The sequence below is a fragment of the Ruegeria intermedia genome, from assembly GCF_900129345.1.
Lineage (GTDB): Bacteria > Pseudomonadota > Alphaproteobacteria > Rhodobacterales > Rhodobacteraceae > Ruegeria > Ruegeria intermedia.
In genome coordinates, this window is record NZ_FQVK01000006.1 from 24,848 (window position 1) to 41,802 (window position 16,955).

At 63.4% G+C, this 16,955-nt stretch carries 18 protein-coding genes; 1 reads left to right on the top strand and 17 read right to left on the bottom strand.

Annotation, left to right across the window (positions count from 1 at the left end):
* Positions 1-61 precede the first annotated feature (61 nt).
* Positions 62-355, bottom strand: a complete 294-nt coding sequence (sciP, locus tag F3H26_RS05945) for a CtrA inhibitor SciP (protein ID WP_149775138.1) — start codon at positions 353-355, stop codon at positions 62-64.
* 130 nt (positions 356-485) lie between these two features.
* Between sciP and mnmA the strand changes: the two genes are divergently transcribed.
* Complete coding sequence (mnmA, locus tag F3H26_RS05950; RefSeq protein ID WP_149775139.1) at positions 486-1,631, top strand: tRNA 2-thiouridine(34) synthase MnmA; 1,146 nt, start codon at positions 486-488, stop codon at positions 1,629-1,631.
* On the opposite strand, the gene F3H26_RS05955 is transcribed toward mnmA, so the two are convergent.
* From F3H26_RS05955 to F3H26_RS06030, 16 genes are all read right to left on the bottom strand, one after another.
* Positions 1,625-2,209 (bottom strand): hypothetical protein, encoded by a 585-nt coding sequence (locus F3H26_RS05955; RefSeq protein ID WP_223162446.1) that lies wholly within the window; start codon positions 2,207-2,209, stop codon positions 1,625-1,627. The genes mnmA and F3H26_RS05955 overlap by 7 nt on opposite strands.
* On the bottom strand, positions 2,209-3,366 hold the full coding sequence (gene lpxB, locus F3H26_RS05960) for a lipid-A-disaccharide synthase (protein ID WP_149775141.1): 1,158 nt from the start codon (positions 3,364-3,366) through the stop codon (positions 2,209-2,211). Before lpxB ends, F3H26_RS05955 begins: the two co-directional genes overlap by 1 nt.
* Positions 3,366-4,160: an LpxI family protein gene (locus F3H26_RS05965; RefSeq protein ID WP_149775142.1), complete on the bottom strand. Its 795-nt coding sequence runs from the start codon at positions 4,158-4,160 to the stop codon at positions 3,366-3,368. The genes lpxB and F3H26_RS05965 overlap by 1 nt, the downstream gene beginning before the upstream one ends.
* A gap of 4 nt (positions 4,161-4,164) precedes the next feature.
* Positions 4,165-4,950, bottom strand: a complete 786-nt coding sequence (gene lpxA, locus F3H26_RS05970) for an acyl-ACP--UDP-N-acetylglucosamine O-acyltransferase (protein ID WP_149775143.1) — start codon at positions 4,948-4,950, stop codon at positions 4,165-4,167.
* A complete protein-coding gene (gene fabZ / locus F3H26_RS05975; protein WP_149775144.1) occupies positions 4,947-5,420 on the bottom strand; it encodes a 3-hydroxyacyl-ACP dehydratase FabZ in 474 nt (157 codons plus the stop codon). The genes lpxA and fabZ overlap by 4 nt, the downstream gene beginning before the upstream one ends.
* Before the next feature lie 72 nt (positions 5,421-5,492).
* Positions 5,493-6,011 (bottom strand): OmpH family outer membrane protein, encoded by a 519-nt coding sequence (locus tag F3H26_RS05980; RefSeq protein ID WP_223162447.1) that lies wholly within the window; start codon positions 6,009-6,011, stop codon positions 5,493-5,495.
* A gap of 71 nt (positions 6,012-6,082) precedes the next feature.
* The gene (gene bamA / locus F3H26_RS05985) at positions 6,083-8,443 is read right to left on the bottom strand and encodes an outer membrane protein assembly factor BamA (RefSeq protein ID WP_223162448.1); all 2,361 of its coding nucleotides are present in this window, start codon (positions 8,441-8,443) and stop codon (positions 6,083-6,085) included.
* A gap of 340 nt (positions 8,444-8,783) precedes the next feature.
* Complete coding sequence (gene rseP / locus F3H26_RS05990; RefSeq protein ID WP_149775146.1) at positions 8,784-10,136, bottom strand: RIP metalloprotease RseP; 1,353 nt, start codon at positions 10,134-10,136, stop codon at positions 8,784-8,786.
* Between the two features lie 4 nt (positions 10,137-10,140).
* Positions 10,141-11,313, bottom strand: coding sequence for a 1-deoxy-D-xylulose-5-phosphate reductoisomerase (dxr, locus tag F3H26_RS05995; protein WP_149775147.1), 1,173 nt, complete (start codon positions 11,311-11,313; stop codon positions 10,141-10,143).
* Positions 11,313-12,095: a phosphatidate cytidylyltransferase gene (locus tag F3H26_RS06000; RefSeq protein ID WP_149775148.1), complete on the bottom strand. Its 783-nt coding sequence runs from the start codon at positions 12,093-12,095 to the stop codon at positions 11,313-11,315. Before F3H26_RS06000 ends, dxr begins: the two co-directional genes overlap by 1 nt.
* Positions 12,092-12,823: an isoprenyl transferase gene (locus F3H26_RS06005; protein WP_149775149.1), complete on the bottom strand. Its 732-nt coding sequence runs from the start codon at positions 12,821-12,823 to the stop codon at positions 12,092-12,094. Before F3H26_RS06005 ends, F3H26_RS06000 begins: the two co-directional genes overlap by 4 nt.
* Before the next feature lie 9 nt (positions 12,824-12,832).
* Positions 12,833-13,396, bottom strand: coding sequence for a ribosome recycling factor (gene frr, locus F3H26_RS06010; protein ID WP_149775150.1), 564 nt, complete (start codon positions 13,394-13,396; stop codon positions 12,833-12,835).
* 183 nt (positions 13,397-13,579) lie between these two features.
* The gene (acuI, locus tag F3H26_RS06015) at positions 13,580-14,575 is read right to left on the bottom strand and encodes an acryloyl-CoA reductase (RefSeq protein WP_149775279.1); all 996 of its coding nucleotides are present in this window, start codon (positions 14,573-14,575) and stop codon (positions 13,580-13,582) included.
* 102 nt (positions 14,576-14,677) lie between these two features.
* Entirely contained in the window at positions 14,678-15,781 is a 1,104-nt protein-coding gene (locus F3H26_RS06020) for a dimethylsulfoniopropionate demethylase (RefSeq protein ID WP_149775151.1), read from the bottom strand.
* Positions 15,782-16,309, bottom strand: a complete 528-nt coding sequence (locus F3H26_RS06025; RefSeq protein ID WP_149775152.1) for a DinB family protein — start codon at positions 16,307-16,309, stop codon at positions 15,782-15,784.
* Positions 16,309-16,938 carry a DUF1326 domain-containing protein gene (locus tag F3H26_RS06030; RefSeq protein WP_005983316.1) on the bottom strand — a complete coding sequence of 210 codons (630 nt, stop codon included), beginning with the start codon at positions 16,936-16,938 and terminating at the stop codon, positions 16,309-16,311. The genes F3H26_RS06025 and F3H26_RS06030 overlap by 1 nt, the downstream gene beginning before the upstream one ends.
* Positions 16,939-16,955 lie beyond the last annotated feature (17 nt).

Below are 16,955 nucleotides of genomic sequence, written 5' to 3' on the forward strand. Positions count from 1 at the left end.
TCATTCCGGTTCGATCCGAGCCTGACCATAAATGGTTAATCTGACGTTACCGTTGATTCATTTATTCGCTTTCTCCTTTAGGTTGTCTATATTTTTTTATCGCCGTCACCTTCAGTGCATCGATTCCGTGTTCGGCCACCGCCGCAACCCAGCTGTTGAACTCCTCGTCGCTCAGCCCATAGCGTTTCTTGGCGTCCGACAAGGTGATCAGGCCATACAGCACGCCGCGCACCACCGTGGCCTTCCTGGAGGCGACCCAGCGGCTGGTATCGGGCGGCGGCAGATCGGCGCGTGACAGAACCGTTCCATCCGGCAGGGTTATCGACCTTGGTCCCTCGACTTTGTGCAAATACATCCTGCGACCCTTTTTCTTGTGTCACAAAGCTGCCGCCAGTCTACTTAATGTGGCGTGAAACCGCCCCTTGAGAGTGCGTAGAATTTTCTTATATTCTGCCGGTCTTTCTTAACCCGGACTGGAACAGCCCATGGCCCTCGACACCGAGACTCCGCTCAACTCGCTTGGTTTTGCCAAACCCCCGTCGGAAACGCGGGTGGTCGTCGCCATGTCGGGCGGCGTCGACAGCTCGGTCGTGGCGGCGTATCTGGCGGATCAGGGCTATGACGTTGTCGGGGTCACGCTGCAGCTGTACGACCACGGGGCGACGCTGGCCAAGAAGGGCGCGTGCTGTGCCGGGATCGACATCCACGACGCCCGCCGCGTGGCCGAGGAACGCGGTTTTCCGCACTACGTTCTGGATTATGAGAACATCTTCAAGGACGCCGTGATCGACGAGTTCGCCGACAGCTATCTGGCTGGCGCGACTCCGGTGCCCTGCATCCGCTGCAACGAGCGCGTCAAGTTCAAAGATCTGTTGGAAACCGCCAAGGATCTGGAAGCCGACTGCATGGCGACCGGCCACTACATCCAGCGCAAAATGGGCCCCAATGGCCCTGAACTGCACTGCGCCGAAGACGCCAACCGCGACCAGTCCTATTTCCTGTTCTCAACCACGCCCGAGCAGTTGGAGTTCCTGCGCTTCCCGCTGGGGCATCTGCCGTCCAAGGACGCGACCCGCCAGATGGCCGCGCAATACGGGCTGAGCGTGGCCGACAAGCCCGACAGCCAGGACATCTGTTTCGTGCCCAACGGCAACTATGCCAGCGTGATCGAGAAACTGCGCCCCGGCGCGGCCGAACCCGGCGAGATCGTTCACGCCGACGGTCGCGTTCTGGGCCAGCACGACGGCGTGATCCACTACACGATCGGCCAGCGGCGCGGTCTTGGCATCGGTGGCCTCAGCGAGCCGCTCTATGTCGTCAAGCTGGACGTGGACCGCAAACAGGTCGTCGTCGGCCCCAAGGAAATGCTGGCCACCCGCACCATCCCCGTGCGCGAGATCAACTGGCTGGGCGATGCGCCCTTTACCTCCCAAAAGGAATGGCACGTCTCGGTCAAGGTCCGCTCGACACGCCCCCCGCGCGAGGCGATCATCCGTCCGCTGACCGACACCACGGCCGAGGTCGAATTGCTGACGCCCGAAGAAGGTGTCTCGCCCGGGCAGGCCTGCGTGTTCTATGAAACCGGGGGCAGCCGCATCTTCGGCGGCGGCTGGATCTGGCGCGGTTACTGAACCGCGTCGGTCCACGAATTGCTGAGGACATAAAGCCCGGCGCAGATCATGACGTAAGGCACAAGGTATTCAAGCCGCTGCGCCACGCGTCCCGTCATGATCCGGGCGCGCCCTCCGATCAGCCCCACGATCGCAAGCGAGAGCGCAGCCAGACCGGCCCCCAGCGCACCTGCCAGTCGGAAATTGGGGGTTGAGTCGGCCAGCAATGGCGCGAGGACCGAAAACGTGTCCATCGAAAGACTTGTGAACAACAGCATGATCACCAGCGCCGAGGCGCTGCCCGGCACAGCGGGTGCATCTTGGGAATTTGCTCCGCGAAGTTGTCGCACGGCCCCGGAAAGCCCCAAGGCCAGAGGGATGGCGCCGAGGTAGCCGGCCCAGTGCGGCACCACATCCTCGACCCCCAGCGCCAGCAGGAAAGCCGCGCCGATCACCAGTCCCTGTGCGAGCAAAAACCCCAGAACCGCGCGTTGCGGACCGGTGACGATCATCAGGGCGACCAGCGCCATGAGGTTGTCAAGATTGGTCAGCACCTGCGCCATGAAGGCCGACGCTGCAAAGACCACCTGGCCCAGCATCACGGCGTCATCCGCTCCAACACCGCGCGCGCAGCCCGAAGGCCGGGCGCTTCGCCACCGCGACCGAGACGCTCCATCGTGACGGCCATGGCCTGTTCCTGCGCGCCCGGCGCGGCAGACACGGAGGCAAGCGCGGCGGCGATGGTTTCGGGCGTGCAATCATCCAGCAGGCATTCCGGCACTGTCCGGGTCTCGGACACCAGGTTGACCAGCGTGACCGTATCCAGCTTGACCATGCGCTCGGCGATCTTCTGGGTCAGCCAGGTCAGTTTATAGGCAATCACCATCGGCGTGGACTGCGCCGCCAGTTCCAGCGAAACCGTGCCGGACGCGGCCAGGGCGATCTCGGCGGCCGCAAAGGCCGCACGCTTGCTGGCCACCGCCTGATCCGTGTCGATGTTGCGCGGGTCCACCACGACCGGCTGCCCCTTCCAGGACCGGACATGGGCAGCCACGGTATCGGCCACATGCGCGACCGCCGGAACCACCACCCGCATGTCGGGGCGGTCTTTCAGGTACAGGTCAAGCGCCGCGCCGAATACGGGCGCCAGCCGATCGACCTCGCCCCGGCGCGATCCGGGCAAGGCCAGCAGGATCGGCGCGTCGCCCAGGCCGTGATCGGCGCGGAACTGTGCAATCTGCGCATCGGTTGCGACCGGCTCGCTTGCCACCGGGTGGCCGACGAAGTCGCATTCCATTCCGGCGTTTTCCATATAGGGCGGCTCGAACGGCAGCAGGGCCAGAACATGGTCGATGACCTTGGCCATCTTGTCGGCCCTCTTGGGGCGCCAGGCCCAGACGCTGGGCGCGACGTAGTGCACGGTCCGTATATTGCTGCGCGCCTTGACCTGCTTGGCCACGCGCAGAGAAAAATCTGGGCTGTCGATGGTGATCAGAACGTCGGGCTGGGTGTCCAGAACGGCCTGCGCGGTTTCGGCGATGCGGCTCTTGAGGTGAAAGAACTTGGGCAGAACCTCGACCAGGCCCATCACGCTGAGTTCGGACATCGGAAAGCGGCTGACCAGACCCTGGGCCTGCATCAGCGGCCCGCCGACCCCGTCGAATTCGATGTCCGGAACAAGGGTCTTCAACCCCTCCATCAGCGCACCGCCCAGACGGTCGCCCGACGGCTCACCGGCGACCAGAAAGACACGCATCAGACCGCCCGCTCGTGCACATGCAGGAACAGGCCCAGGCGGTCACATTCCGCGATCACTTGGGGCCGGTCCAACACGATCACCCCGCCCTTTTCGACGACGATTCCCGACAATCCCGCCGCAACCGCGCCGGTCACCGTGTCCGGCCCGATGGCGGGCAGATCGGCGCGCCGGTCCTGACCGGGTTTGGGCCCCTTGAACAGAATGCCGCCACCGGCATCGGGTCGCGCAGCAAGCGATTGCAGCATCCAGGCCGTGCCGAAGGCGCCCTCGACCGCCAGAACCTGCCCTTGATGCACCACGCAGGCCTGCCCGATATCGGCGGCCCCCATCGCCCGCAACACGCCGACGGCCCGGTTGGCATCGGCCAGCTCGGCCTCGGTCGGGTGCGCCTGAGTCAGGCATCCCAGAGGGGGCAGCAGGTCGGGCGCGATCTGGTGCGCGGCCTGCACCTGCAGACCGGCATTTTCAAGAACGCCGATCACCGCCCGCAACGCGCCATCGTCGCCCGACACCAGCGCCTGCTGGATGATCGGAACCAGCGGCGCGGTCAGCGCGTCGATGCGGCTGGGGTCGATTTTCGGGCGGCGCACCGCACCGGCCATACAGATACGGGTCACGCCGCGCGCCTTCAGCTCGGCGATGAAGCTGCCGAGCTGTTCCAGCGGAAAGGTGATGTCGGGGCGCAGCCTGTCGGGCTCGAACCCCTCAAGCGCGCAGATCAGCGGACGTTCGGCCAGGTGCGAGACCAGTTCATCCGGCAAAACGCCCGTTCCCGCGATCAAGGCCAGCATCGGCTCATTTCCTCGGCGTCAGGAACGACCGGTCGGACTCGCCGGTCACGAATTCCACGATCCGGCGGACATAGTCGCTGTCGGTATCGTCCCCCAGCCGCTTGACGCGGTCCATGAAGGTCCCGTCGCCTTGCGCCATCTCGCGGAAGGCAGCACGCAGGGCCGAGATGTCGGCCCGCGACACGCCGCGCCGCTTAAGTCCCACAAGATTGAGACCTTCCAACTCGCCCCGCGGAGCCTGAACCAGGCCATAGGGGATGACATCGTTGGGCACCATGGTCAGCGCGCCGATGATGGCGCCGCGGCCCACGCGCACCCACTGATGCAGGCCGGAAATGCCGCCGATGATCACGTCATCCTCGATGATGCAGTGACCGGCGGCGCCGGAATGGTTCACCATGATCACCCGGTTGCCGATCTGCACGTCATGGGCCACATGGACCCCGGCCATCAGCAGGCAGTCGTCACCGATGCGGGTCACGCCGCCGCCACCCTCGGTGCCGGTGTTGATCGTCACATGCTCGCGGATGCGGTTGCGCTTGCCGATCTCCAGCCGGGTGTCCTCGCCGCCGAACTTAAGATCCTGCGGGATTTCACCGATCACGGCGAAGTTGAAGATCACGCAGTCGTCCCCGATCGAGGTGTCGCCGGTCACGACCACATGCGATTTCAGCTCGACCCGGTCGCCCAGCCGGACCTTGGGGCCGACATGGCAGAACGGGCCGATCACGCAGTCCTGACCGATCTGCGCACCGTCTTCGATGATGGCACTGGGATGAATGCGGCTCATGCTGTCTTTTCCATGTCCCAGTCGACATAGGCCGAGAATTCGGCCTCGGCCGCCACTTCACCGTCCACGGTCGCGCGGCCGCTGAACTTGAAGATCTTGCCGCCTTTCTTGCCGCGCACGGTTTCCACATGCATCTTCAGCACGTCGCCCGGCACCACCTTGCGGCGGAATTTGCACTTGTCGATGTTCATGAAATAGATCAGCAGCTCGCTGTCGATCACGTCCATGCCGACGCCCAGCATCACGCCAGCCGTCTGGGCCATCGCCTCGACGATGGTCACGCCGGGCATGATCGGCGTTCCGGGGAAATGACCCTGGAAATGCGGCTCGTTCATGGTGACGTTCTTGATGCCGACCGCCGACTGATAGCCGTCGATTTCGACAACCTTGTCAACCAGCAGGAACGGATAACGATGCGGCAGGATCCGTTGGATCAGCTGGATGTCGGCGCTCTTGGTGTCCGTGGTCATGTTCCGGATGTCCTGTTTTCGAGGTCTGGTTTCCGCGTGGTTAGCAATACCGCCGTGCGAGAGCAAGCCGCGCTAGGGTTCGTCACGCTCTTCCAGCCCGGCCCCGTCGCCGATGGCGGCGTCGATCCGCCGGATGGCCGCATCGGTGATATCCGACGCATCCGAGCTGAGAAAGACGTTCGCGCGTTCGATGATGATCGACGCCCCCGTGTCGCGCAGCAGATCGATCAGAACCGGGCGAGACAGTTCGAGGAACCTGACCCGCGCCTCTTCGCTGCGTCGCGACAGCGCATCCAGCTTGGCACGCTGGTTTTCGCGGTGCGACTGGACCTTCCTGTCGAACGCCTCGGCCAACGGTTGAAACTCGTCCGGGGTCAGGACGCCGCGTTTGTCGGTCAGCTCCTTTTCCTCGCGGCTCAGCTCGGCCACGATGCGTTCGTTCTCCTCGGCCAACGCACGGCTTTCGGCCTCGACCTCGGCCCGAACCCGTTTGCCGAAGGCGGACTCGGCGAACATCCGGTCACTGGATATGGTCAGCACCCCCGATTGCGGAATGCCCAACTGCTGAGCCGACGCGAGGCCTGCCGCCAAGGCGAAGGTCAAAATGCACAGGGCCCAAAGAGGGCCCCGCACTGTTCTGGAAATGTGTTTCAGCATGGACGTCAGAACCGCGCCTGAATGGTGAAGTCAAAGTTCTGTTCTTTGTCGAAGTCTTCCTTGACCAACGCTTTCGAGAAGTTGAAGCGCAAGGGGCCAAACGGCGTATCCCACAGCAGCGACACGCCGATGACATGGCGGAGCGACCCGTCGGCGCCGACGATATTGGCCCCGGTCGTGTCGACATTGTCGATGTCCCACAGGTTGCCGACGTCATAGAAGACACCACCGCGCAGACCCAGTTCCTCGGGCAGGCCCAGCGGGAAATCGGATTCAAAGCGCGCGACCCAGTACAGGTTGCCGCCGATCGCGTCGTCCTGGCCGTTCGACAGGTCCCGTGGCCCCAGACCTGCGGGCTCGAACCCGCGGAAGATGTTGGGCCCCAGTACATAGCGGTCGACGGTCCGGCTGAAGTCATCCCCCTGCCAATGCAGGGCGCCGGCCTCGAACGAGGCGCGCAGGGTCATTTCCTCGTTCAGCACCTTGGTCTGGGCGATGGCGCGGGCGGAGGTCTTGAGATACTTGTTGTCGCCCCCCAATCCGGCCGCATCCACGCCGACTTCGAACAACGCACCCGCATTGGGGTTCAACCCGCCGATCCGGCTGTCATAGACATAGGACAGGCCCAGCGAGCTGGTCGACCGCTTGCCCTGGGCGATTTCCGAGGCGATCACCGCGCCGTTGGTCTCGCCATCCTGTTGCGTCATTTCGCTGTCGCTCCAATTGTAGCGCAGCTTCAGCGACGACAGCTCTCCGATCGCATAGCTCAGTTGCGGGTTGAAGAACGCTGTCTTCGTGTCATAGCTGGCAAAGCTCGAGTTCGTGGAGGACAGACCCAGCCCCAGATCGAAGCGCAGCTTGCGGCCCAGAAGGTAGGGTTCGGTGAAATTCAGGATGTACTGTTCGGAATCCTGTGCCGTGGACAACGTCACGCCCAAAGCCTGGCCTCGGCCCAGGAAGTTCCGCTCTTCCAGTCCGATCGCGATGCCGAACCCGTCCGAAACCGAATAGCTGCCGCCCAGGCTCAGCGAGCCGGTGGGTTGCTCTTCGACATCGACATCCACGATGACCTGGCTGGGGCTGGACCCTTCGCGCGTGTCCACATCGGCGACCGCAAAGAAGCCCAGGGCACGAATGCGCTCGGCGCTCTGGCGGATTTCGCGCGGGTTGAACGGATCACCCTCGACCGTGTCGAACTGGCGACGGATCACCCGGTCCAGCGTGGTGGTGTTGCCCTCGATGTCGATGCGTTCGACGAAGATGCGCGGCCCCTTGGTCAGGACGAATTCGACATCCAGCGTCAGGTCGCGGTTGTTGCGGGTCACCCGCGGCTCGACCCGCAGGAAATCGACACCGTTCTTCAGGCCCAGCCGCTCCTGCCGGGTGATCGAGTTCTCGATCAGCGTGGGCGAATAGGTCACGCCCGGCTTGATCCTCAACGCGGCTTGATAAGGCGCCGGATCGACGCCAGGAATCTCGCTGACGGTCGTCACCTTGCCGAACGCGAATTTCTGCCCTTCGGTGATGTTCATCACCAGATAGAACGCATCCCGTTCGCGGGTGAATTCGACATTGGCGCTGTTGACGCGGAAATCGATGTAGCCGCGCGACAGGTAGAAATCACGCAGGACCTGCTTGTCGAACTCGATTCGGTCGGCGATGAACGTATCGCCGCGCAGGAAGGTCCGCAGGATGTTGGCCTGCTTGGTCTCCAGCACGCGCCGAAGACGGCGGTCGGAATAGGCGCGGTTGCCCACGAAGCTGACGCGCTCAATCTCGATCGTGGTGCCTTCGGCGACCTCGAACACCAGGTCGACGCGGTTGTCGCTGCGACGGATGATGCGCGGAATGACCGTGGCCGACACCCTGCCTTGGGCCGAATAGATCTCGGCGATCACGTCGGCATCGGCCTCGGCCACCTGCGGGGTGAACACCCGGCGCGGCTGCGACGAAATCGCATCCAGCAGGACGTCATCCTTGACCCGCCGGTTGCCCTCGATGCTGATGCGGTTGATCGTCGGGTATTCCTGGACCTTGATCGCAAGCGTGCTGCCGCGCGGGATCAGTTCGACTGTTTCAAAAACACCACTGTCAAGCAAACGCTGATACGCGTCATTCAACTGGCCCGCCGTGACGGTCTGACCGGGCGTGATTCCCGTCCGGTTGATGATCGTCGAGGTTTCGATCCGCCGGTTGCCTTCGACGTCGAACGAGTTGAACGTGTATGTCTGCGCCCATGCGGACTGCGACAATACCGCAAGCCAAAGCGCTGAAACGAGGAAAAAAACCGTTAGAAGCCGCCACAAAATCTTGTTTTCCGGCCCGACTGCACCGCAGGATATGCCCGCGTCTTCCCTGTATGCCATGTTTTTCTCTGCCTGGTTCTGGGACTTTGAATTTGAGTACCTTTAAAGGCTCATATTGTCAAAAGCCCAAACGCAAAGCGCGACCGTCAGGGGCCGCGCAGCAAGAACCGGTGTTGGAACAGAATCACAAAGAGGCCAAAACCGCCCCGCCCGCCAAGGCCAGCGCGGTGATGCCAAAACTGAGCAGAAGATCCCAATTCAGGACGAACAGGAAGTTGATCCCACGATATGATTTCCGCAACGTACCCGTCATGATCCTCAGCCCACTTCGTTGGAACAGCCATCACCTACGCCGCAATTGAGGCAAATTTGCGGCATCCAAAAGGCGCAGCCGCCCCAATCAGCAGAACAGATCGTTGCCAAGCGAGAAAATCATCAGGGTCAGGATCAGTGTCACGCCGATGCCCATCATGATCTGGAACACCCGCTCGCTGGGCGGCTTGCCCGAAATCGCCTCGTAGGCGTAGAACATCAGGTGGCCCCCATCCAGCGCGGGAATCGGGAACAGGTTCAACAGGCCCACGGCGGTGGACAGTACCGCGATGAACGACAGGAAATTCTGCGCGCCCTGGCTGGCCATGTCGCCCGACGTTTCGGCAATGCCGATCGGCCCCGACATGTTGCAGGTGCTGATAGCCCCGGTGATCATGTGCCAGATGCCCGAAAGCGACCCCTCGATGATGCGCCAGGTCTGTTGCAGGCCGGCGCCCGCGGCCTCGAACAGCCCTGCCGGTTCGGTGGCCGGCTCCAGCATCAGCCCGCCGACGATCCCGATCCGCCAATGGGTCTTGAAACCGCCATCGGGCTGCGGTTCGTCGGTCCGGCGCGGGGCCAACGCGAATTCAAGCTCGGCCCCATCACGCCAGACATCCAGCAACAGCACCTTGCCGTTCGAGCTTTCGACCTTTTCCTTCAACTGATCGAAGGCAAAGATCGGCTCTCCGTCCACCGCGGTGATCACGTCGCCGGGCGCAAGTTGGATGTCCATCGCCGCGCTGCGCGGTGCGACCCGCCCGACCAGCGGCGGAAACAGGTACGGCGCCTCGACATCCATGGTCTGGCCGTCACGCCGGACGGTATAGGTCAGCACCGGCTTTTCGGGCAGAGCATCGGTGAAATCGGACCAGGCGCCCTCGGCGTCGAAATCCGGCACCGGGATGCCCTCGATCGCCAAGATCTCGTCTCCTTCGCGCAGTTCCTGCACGGTTCCCGGCAGCGGTTTCAGCGTGCCCACGGTCAACGGTTCGCGGGTCACTCCCTGCGACCAGAAGATCGCCGCGAATACCAGAATCGACATGACAAAGTTGAACACCGGCCCGGCAGCCACCGTCGCCGTGCGCGCCCACAGCGGCGCACCGTGCATCGTTTGCCGCAGGTCTTCGGGGCTTTTGCTGGCGATCTCGTCCATCGCCTCCGCATCCTTGCCCGACGCGGCGTTGGAATCGCCCAGGAACTTGACATAGCCCCCGAACGGCAGCGCCGCGATCTGCCAGCGCGTGCCGCGCTTGTCCACGCGGCTCCACAACACCGGGCCAAACCCGATCGAGAACACCTCGGCATGGATCCCCGACCAGCGCCCGACGATGTAGTGGCCATATTCATGCACGGCAACGATCACCGACAGGGCCACGACGAAGGCAGCGATCGTGTAGATCAATCCACCAAATTGCGGGATCAGCGAGAGTATGTCCAAAAGTCTATCCTGCTCTTCTCAGTACGGCGTCATCCACCCATTGACGTGCCAGATGGTCCGTTTTCAACACGTTATCAAGGGTCATCGGGGCATCAATGAGGTCGCCTGCGTCCTCGAACCGGTCCAGAACCGCCGCCACCGCGTCGGACATGTCCAGAAATCCGATGCGCTGGCCGATGAAGTGATCCAGCGCGCGTTCCTTGGCCGCGTTGAACACCGCGCCGGACAGACCTCCGCGCGCCATGACCTCGCGCGCCAGCCGCAGCGCCGGATAGCGCTCGGGGTCGGGGTCACGGAACCGCAATTGTCCCAGACGGGCCAGATCTAGCCGGGGCACCGGCAACTCGCGTCGCTCGGGCCAGTGCAGCGCATAGCCGATCGCGTGGCGCATGTCGGGCGCGCCCAGATGCGCCATCACCGCCCCGTCGCGAAACCCGACCAGCGCGTGAACGATCGATTCGGGATGGACGACGACCTCGATCCGGTCGGGCGCGATCCCGAAGAATTCCCTGGTTTCAATGACCTCGAGCGCCTTGTTGAACATCGACGCGCTGTCGATCGTGATCCGCTGGCCCATGTTCCAGTTCGGATGGCTCGACGCCTGCTCGACCGTCGCCTGCGCCAGCCGCTCGACCGGCCAGTCGCGAAAGGCCCCGCCGCTGGCGGTAATGATGATACGCTCGACCGCGGCCATGTCCTCGCCCACCAGGGCCTGGAACACGGCGGAATGCTCGCTGTCCACCGGCAGCAGGCGCGCGCCATGCCGCCTTGCGGTCTCGAGCACCAAAGACCCGGCACAGACCAGCGTTTCCTTGTTGGCCAGCGCCAGAGTCGCCCCCTGCTCCAGTGCCGCCAGCCCGGGCGCCAGACCCGCCGCGCCGACGATGGCCGACATCACCCAGTCGGCCGGACGCGCCGCGGCCTCGACCAGCGCGGTTGAGCCGGCCGCCGCTTCGATTCCACTGCCCGCCAGCGCGGCGCGCAGGTCTTCCAACCTGTCGTCGTACGCAGTCACGGCGATCTGCGCACGCAGGCGCCGGGCGTCCTCGGCCAGTTGCCGGATATTCGCGCCACCGGTCACGGCCACCACGTGATAGGCAGTCGGATCCCGCGCGATCAGGTCGATGGTGTTCTGCCCGATCGAACCGGTGGCGCCAAAGATCGAAACCTTGCGCATCACATCTCTCCGGGGGCGTAGAACAGACTTGCGATCAGAACCAGCAGCGATGCCCCCATCATGCCGTCGAACCGGTCCAGGAACCCGCCGTGGCCCGGAATCAGGTCCGAACTGTCCTTGACGCCGAATTTCCGCTTGGTCGCGCTTTCCACGATGTCTCCGGCCTGGCTGGCCATCGAGGCCAGAACCGAGATCAGAACCAGACCGACCCCGAGGCTTGCATAAACCGCGAAGGCGGCGCCCACCACGGCGGCGGCAACCCAGCCGCCCGCCGTGCCCGACCAGGTTTTCTTGGGGCTGACCTTGGGCCAGAATTTCGGACCGCCGATGGTCTTGCCCGCGAAATAGCCCGCCACGTCGGTGGCGACGACGACCGCGATCAGCCAGACCATCCAGCCAAAGCCCATGTTTTCGCGGATCGAGATGAATCCGAAACCCGCCACCGCGATCCAGATCGCAAACAGGGCATAGGTTCCGCGTGCGCGCGCCACCTGCCCGGCCCCGACCAGCGCCGGCGCGATCAGAACCGGCAAAGTGGCCACAGGTGGCAGATAGTTGGCCAAAAGAACCGCAACGCCGGTCAGCACGGACAATTGCACCGCGACGCCGGACCGCTGCGGGTCAACCATGCGGACCAGTTCCCAGATCATGATCCCGCAGGCGGCGGCGATGAAGGTTTCGAACCACAGCCCGCCCAGCCAGACCTCGACCGCGCCGATTGCCACCAGGACCACCGCCGACAGAACGCGGGCGGTCAGATCGGACCAACGCCCGTCGCTCATGTGGGGACGGCTCCGAACCGGCGTTCACGCGATCCGTAGCTTTTGCACAGTCGCTCAAGCTCCGAGGCCGTGAAATCCGGCCACAGCGTGTCGATGAACTCGTATTCCGAATAGGCCGACTGCCACAGCAGAAAATTCGAGATCCGCGCCTCGCCACTGGTCCGGATCACCAGATCAGGATCGGGCAGCACCCGCGTATCCAGGTATTTCGGCAGCGTCTCTTCGTCCACATCCTCGGGGCGCAGCTTGCCTTCGGCGACATCCTTGGCGAGCCGCTTGGTCGCGCGCGCCACCTCGTCCCGGCCGCCATAGTTCAGCGCCACCGTCAGATGCACCAGGTCGTTGTCGGCGGTTTCCCGTTCCAGCTGGTCCATCAGCTCGATCAGCTTGGCATCCAGGCGGACCCGGTCTCCGATGAACCGGACCCTGACGCCGTTTTCGGCAAACGTCCGGGTTTCCTTTATGATGTACCGCTTGAACAGGCTCATCAAACCCGCAACTTCAACCTGGGTCCGCTTCCAGTTCTCGGTCGAAAAGGCAAAGATCGTCAGATATTTGATCCCCAGTCCCGGGCAGGCCTCGACCACTTCGCGCACGCGCCGCGCCCCGGCATGATGCCCGAACAGACGCGGACGGCCGCGCGCCTGGGCCCAGCGCCCGTTGCCATCCATGATGATGGCCACATGGCGCGGCCCGCACAACTCGCCGTTCAGGGGATCCTTGGGCATCTCCGCGTCTCAGACCTGCATGATTTCCGCCTGTTTCGCCTCAAGCGCGGCGTCGACGGCCTTGATCATCTGATCCGTCAGTTCCTGCACCTCGTTCTCCCAGAATTTCTGGTCATCCTCGGACAGACCGTCGGCCTTGGCCTTCTTGATCTGGTCCATTCCGTCTCGGCGCACATTGCGAATGGCGACACGGGCATGTTCAGCGTACTGCCCGGCCACCTTGCCCAATTCGCGCCGACGCTCCTCGTTCAGTTCGGGGATCGGCAGCATGATGATGGTGCCGTTCAGTTGCGGGTTGATGCCAAGACCGCTCTCGCGGATGGCCTTTTCCACCTTGCCGACCAGAGACTTGTCCCACACGTTGATGGTCACCATGCGCGGCTCGGGGACGTTCACGGTGCCCACCTGATTGATCGGCGTCATCGACCCATAGGCGTCCACCATGATCGGATCCAGCATCGAAGCCGAGGCCCGCCCCGTGCGCAGCGACGCAAACTCAGTGCGCAGATTGGCCATGGCGCCCTCCATGCGGCGCTTCAGATCGTCGGTGTCCAGTTCGAAGTCATCAGACATGCTGCTCACTCCCCGTATTCAGGTCCTGTTTGCTAGGGTCATAAGCCATCGCAAATGGGATGTATAGCAATGATGATCGCCAAATGCTTCAACAGCCCGACTCCTTTTGCCCCAGGCACGTCAATACGTGAACAAAAAACCGGCCCCGACGAGGCCGGTTTCGTTTTGACGACAATCCGAAGGTCAGGCGTTCACGTCAACCACGACGCGGCCCTTGACCCGGCCCTTCAGAATGTCTTCGCCCAGTTTGGGCAGATCCTTCAGGGTTGCCGGCTGGATCATCGACTCCAGCTTGTCCATCGGCAGGTCCGTCGCGATCCGTTTCCACGCGCGTACGCGATTTTCATAGGGCTGCATCACGCTGTCGATGCCCAGCAGGTTCACCCCCCGCAGCAGGAACGGAATCACCGTTGCCGGCAAAGCCGCGCCCCCCGCCAACCCGACGGCAGCGACCGAGCAGCCATACTTCATCTGACCCAGCACACGCGCCAGCATCGCACCGCCCACCGCGTCGACGCAGCCTGCCCATGTCTCGCTCTCGAGTGGGCGCTTGGTGGTCTCATTCAACTCCTCGCGCGGCACGATGGTCGCAGCCCCCAGAGATTTCAGGTACTCCCCAGCCTCCGGTCGCCCGGTCACGGCTGCGACTTCGTAGCCCAGATTCGCCAGAATCGCGGTCGCGACCGAGCCCACGCCACCGGCGGCACCGGTCACCAGAACCGGCCCACGATCCGGCGTCAGACCATGATCTTCCAGCGCCATGACCGCCAACATCGCCGTAAAGCCTGCGGTCCCCACCGCCATGGCCTGGCGCGTGCTCAACCCCTCGGGCAGTGGCACCAGCCAGTCGGCCAGCGCGCTGGCCTTCTGGGCATATCCGCCCCAATGCGCCTCACCCACGCGCCACCCGGTCAAAACCACCTTGTCGCCGGGCTTGTAGCGGGCATCCGAAGACTCCTCCACCGTTCCCGCATAGTCGATCCCGGGCACATGCGGATAGTTGCGGACCAGACCGCCGCCTTTGGGCGACATGCACAATCCATCCTTGTAGTTGACGGTCGAGTACTCCACGGCCACCCGCACATCCCCATGCGGCAGATCGTCTTCCGAAATCTGCTTGATCACCGGACTTGCCAGCCCGCTTTCTTCGTCCTTCTCCATCACCAAAGCGTTGAACATGCTCACATTCCCTTCCTTCCTCTCGGCCAGACGGTTCTTTCATCTGGCCCCAAATATCCCGGGGGAGTCGCACAGCGACGGGGGCAGAGCCCCCTTCCCGGCTCAAATCCAGAACTTCGCCTGCACGACTGCGCTCCGCATGCCGTCCGGTGTCTCGACCTCAATCCGTGTCCCCGGATCCCAATGGCTCAGCCGCAGCATACCGATCGACACGTTGGTTTGAAAATCCGGCGACCAGGTGGCCGAGGTCACCTGACCCACACGCTTGCCATCGCCATAAACCGGCCACGGCCGATCACAGGGGGGCACCGCGTCTCCCTCGATCGCGATCGGACGGATTTGTTGAACCGGCCCCTCTTTGGCCACCCGCAGCAGAGCATCCCGCCCGATGCAGCCAATGGCCGTATGCGTGTTGCAGAACTTGCCCAACCCACACTCATGGGGCGTGTTGTCGTCGGTCATGTCGTTGCCGTAAGACAGCAACCCGCCCTCGATCCGCTCGATCAGGTTGGGGCAGCCCGCCCGCACCTGCAGGTCCTCTCCGGCGGCAAACAGCGCATTCCACAAGGGCATGCCGATGTCGCCGCCTTCGACATAGATCTCGAACCCGCCCTGTTTGGAATACCCCGACCGCGCAATCGCCAGATCACGCCCCTCGAACTGGAACATGTCAAACTTGAAGAAGCGGATATCGCGCACCCGGTCGCCAAAGACCCGCGCCATCAGGTCATCCGCCTTGGGACCCTGCACCGCCAAGGGCGACACGTCCGGCTCGTCCACCAGAACATCCAGTCGATACCCGTTCGCCAAGCCTTTGACCCACAACAGCAAATCGCTGTCTGCGATCGAAATCCACCAGCGGTCATCCGCCAGTTTCACCGCCACGGGATCGTTCAGCATACCCCCGGTTTCGTCCACGATCGGTACATAGTAGCACTGGCCCGGCAACATGCCGCGCAGGTCGCGCGGTGTCAGCATCTGCATCAGCCGCGCCGCATCGGGGCCGCGCAGTTCGACCTGCCGCTCGCAGGCCACATCCCAGACCTGCACATGGGTCTTGAGATGCCGATAGTCGGCCTCGACGCTTTCAAACACCGTCGGCAACAACATCCGGTTGTAGACGGTATAGCCTTTGACACCGGCCGCCTCGACCCCATCGGAAAACGGCGTGCGCCGCAACCGGCGCGACAAAGAAATCTGTGGCACCTAGACCTCCTGCGGCATGAAAACGAGATCGCTGACCGGCGCCTCGGAACCGGCCTCGGTCAGCATTTTGTGGATTTGTCCCCGGTGATGCGTCTGATGGTTGAAGAAACCGATCACACACTCTGCGTAAGGCATTGAAATATTTTTCTCCTTCCCTTCGGAATACCACGTGAGCGCCCCAGTGATCGGATCATCTCCCAAGGTATCCGCCCAGGCGCCAATCCGCGCGTCGATCGTTTCGCGCAACGGCAGCCAGTGATCCAGATCGGGGCACAGATGGACGCTCTCATGGATACCGCCGCCTTTGCTGTCGGGGGGGCTATCCGGGCCCGGACCCGCGTCGAACCGCGGCATCCAGCTCCAGTCGCCCCACAGCAGATGGTTCGCCGTGCCCAGGATCGACCCGAAGAATGCGCCACGTTCCCGTGTCAATTCCTCGGGCGAAAGCTCTTGAAGAAAGTCCGCCAACTGGCTGTTCTGCCAGCGGTTATAGCGGGCCATCCGCCGGGCATAGGCGCCGGTGATCATTACCGGGGTCCGTGCCAGTCGATCTGACAGATCTCGGCCGAACGGCCGTCGAAATCCCAGACCCGGCCAAAGGCACGCACCTTGCCCTTGGTCGCGGTGGCCACGGTGATGTCGGGCCCCATCCAGTATTCGGTATTCGTGACGACGATCTCCTTGCCGTCCTTGCCCTCGACCGGAACAACCGCGCCCTGGATCTTCTTGCCGACCATCAGGCGGCGTTCCTTTCCTTCGGTCTCGAAATGCACCGGCGACCGCTCGGCCCCCAGGAACTCGCTGACCAGAACCGAGAACAGCCCGGTCGTACCCCGCGCCGCGCCCGAGAAGATGTTCACCAGCCCCTCATAGGCCGCCTCGGAAGCGCGGTCGTCGATGAAGGCTGCGGCCTTCCAGTTGCCGCGCCCCATGTTGCCCGGAATTTCCAGGAACAGGCCGACGTTCAGACCCGACAGGTCCTCGTCGCCATATTGGCCCTCGTCGATGCGGATACCCGCCCAGGCCTGGCAGTAGCCCTCGGTCGGCGGATGCTTTCCAAGGCTGACCACGCAGGGGCAGAACACCGTGCAGTTGCAGTTCAGGATCAACTCGCCCTTGATGGTCCAGGGCACCGTGCCCACCGTATCCAAAGCCATGTCTGTCTCTCCTCTTG

What these genes read in the sequence shown, in the direction of transcription:
- sciP (WP_149775138.1), bottom strand. Translation starts at nt 355, where the DNA reads ATGTATTTGCACAAAGTCGAGGGACCAAGGTCGATAACCCTGCCGGAT.
- mnmA (WP_149775139.1), top strand. Translation starts at nt 486, where the DNA reads ATGGCCCTCGACACCGAGACTCCGCTCAACTCGCTTGGTTTTGCCAAA.
- F3H26_RS05955 (WP_223162446.1), bottom strand. Translation starts at nt 2,209, where the DNA reads ATGCTGGGCCAGGTGGTCTTTGCAGCGTCGGCCTTCATGGCGCAGGTG.
- lpxB (WP_149775141.1), bottom strand. Translation starts at nt 3,366, where the DNA reads ATGCGTGTCTTTCTGGTCGCCGGTGAGCCGTCGGGCGACCGTCTGGGC.
- F3H26_RS05965 (WP_149775142.1), bottom strand. Translation starts at nt 4,160, where the DNA reads ATGCTGGCCTTGATCGCGGGAACGGGCGTTTTGCCGGATGAACTGGTC.
- lpxA (WP_149775143.1), bottom strand. Translation starts at nt 4,950, where the DNA reads ATGAGCCGCATTCATCCCAGTGCCATCATCGAAGACGGTGCGCAGATC.
- fabZ (WP_149775144.1), bottom strand. Translation starts at nt 5,420, where the DNA reads ATGACCACGGACACCAAGAGCGCCGACATCCAGCTGATCCAACGGATC.
- bamA (WP_223162448.1), bottom strand. Translation starts at nt 8,443, where the DNA reads ATGGCATACAGGGAAGACGCGGGCATATCCTGCGGTGCAGTCGGGCCG.
- dxr (WP_149775147.1), bottom strand. Translation starts at nt 11,313, where the DNA reads ATGCGCAAGGTTTCGATCTTTGGCGCCACCGGTTCGATCGGGCAGAAC.
- F3H26_RS06000 (WP_149775148.1), bottom strand. Translation starts at nt 12,095, where the DNA reads ATGAGCGACGGGCGTTGGTCCGATCTGACCGCCCGCGTTCTGTCGGCG.
- F3H26_RS06005 (WP_149775149.1), bottom strand. Translation starts at nt 12,823, where the DNA reads ATGCCCAAGGATCCCCTGAACGGCGAGTTGTGCGGGCCGCGCCATGTG.
- frr (WP_149775150.1), bottom strand. Translation starts at nt 13,396, where the DNA reads ATGTCTGATGACTTCGAACTGGACACCGACGATCTGAAGCGCCGCATG.
- acuI (WP_149775279.1), bottom strand. Translation starts at nt 14,575, where the DNA reads ATGTTCAACGCTTTGGTGATGGAGAAGGACGAAGAAAGCGGGCTGGCA.
- F3H26_RS06025 (WP_149775152.1), bottom strand. Translation starts at nt 16,309, where the DNA reads ATGATCACCGGCGCCTATGCCCGGCGGATGGCCCGCTATAACCGCTGG.
- F3H26_RS06030 (WP_005983316.1), bottom strand. Translation starts at nt 16,938, where the DNA reads ATGGCTTTGGATACGGTGGGCACGGTGCCCTGGACCATCAAGGGCGAG.